Raw genomic sequence first — 1,350 nt, 5'->3', positions numbered from 1 at the left:
TGGAATTCCTACAAAAGACCGGACATTATTTTCAAGCGGCGTAGTGCGGATAGGTTAGGATATCACCCAGCTCCAAGGCTCCGGGCTCGATGAATTCGGTGAGTGTTATACCAGGTTTCGATATATTCAAACACAACCCTGGCAGCCTGCCGCTGATCGTCAAAATCATATCGGTTCGTGCATTCATATTTTAAAGTCTTGAAAAACGATTCAGCAACGGCATTGTCATAGCAGTTTCCTCTCCGACTCATACTTTGTCGCTTAATCTCCAATTTTCCCAGTAACAACCGGAACGCCTCGCAAGCGTACTGTGAGCCTCGATCCGAGTGAAAGATCAGGCCAGGGGTAGGTTGCCGATGTGTACAGGCCATGAGCAAAGCCGGGATGGTCGTGTCTTCTGTTTTCAGAGTTGTGCTCATGGCCCAACCGACAACTCTGCGATCGAACAAGTCCATCACCATGGTCAAATACATCGGCACGGGCCGCCCCGCAGCCGGTACGCGTAGCGATATAGCGGGGCGGCCCGGCCGTGATATCTGAGGCCCAGGCACTAGCGATTGGGTATCCGTCAAACTTCTGCGCTAAAAGGTTTTCACAAAGGGGAAAAGTATGGTCAGTGTCGGTAGTCTTTACGAACCGTCTGCGGTAGGTAACGCGTAAACCCGCTTTCTTCATTAACCGAGTTACTCGCGGTTCACTGACGATGATTCCCTCCTGGCGTAGCGCCTGGTGGATGCGACCGGCGTCCCGGCGAGGACTGCCATAAGTCTTCTTGGACGTCTCGAAGATTTGCTGGATTCGAGCCAGTAGGCTGCGGTTTTCTTGCTCCCGTTTACTTTCCTTCCGTTGGCGCCATTCGTAATATCCGCTCCGAGATACCGACAGCACGCGACACGGGGTGTCCCACACATTCTCTCAACCCCATACTGCGCCTTTCGGCTGTGGATCAGCCGATACGTTTGGGATCTTTCTTGGAGAAAATGCCGGGCCACGCTGGCTTACTGCTTCCTTTAGGATGCGGGGGGCCGCCCCATCGCGTTCTAGTTCCGCTTCCCGGAGTTGCTTTCTCAGCTGTTGGATCTCCAACTGTTCGGCCGTCTTTTCACTGGGAAGACGGTAACGCTCATTTGCAACCCGATCATTGATCTGACCGATCTGTTTACGCCATCGGCGCAGCATTTGCGGATCGATGTCAAGTTCACGAGCGGTGGCCGACACAGAACCTTTGGCCTTAGCCATTTCGACAGCCATCTTCTTGTAAGTCAGGTCAAAATTTCTTCGTGGTTTCATAGAGGACAAGATAGGAATTAGGGGCTTCTATTTTCTGTCCGTCGAAAGCTAGGAAGTTCA

At 52.3% G+C, this 1,350-nt stretch carries 2 protein-coding genes and 1 pseudogene; all 3 read right to left on the bottom strand.

Going from position 1 to position 1,350, the window contains the following annotated elements:
- Positions 1-62: 62 nt before the first annotated feature.
- Entirely contained in the window at positions 63-551 is a 489-nt protein-coding gene (locus tag BLR44_RS29505; protein WP_410493151.1) for an IS3 family transposase, read from the bottom strand.
- A 94-nt stretch (positions 552-645) separates the two neighbouring features.
- Positions 646-888, bottom strand: a pseudogene (locus BLR44_RS29500) (IS3 family transposase); the annotation flags it as partial.
- 27 nt (positions 889-915) lie between these two features.
- A complete protein-coding gene (locus BLR44_RS28405) occupies positions 916-1,290 on the bottom strand; it encodes a transposase (protein ID WP_089688888.1) in 375 nt (124 codons plus the stop codon).
- Positions 1,291-1,350 lie beyond the last annotated feature (60 nt).

It is taken from the genome of Catalinimonas alkaloidigena (assembly GCF_900100765.1).
In the GTDB taxonomy this organism is placed as follows: Bacteria; Bacteroidota; Bacteroidia; order Cytophagales; family Flexibacteraceae; genus Mooreia; species Mooreia alkaloidigena.
Note: the sequence above shows the minus strand (reverse complement) of the source record. Positions and strands in the feature narration are given on the sequence as shown.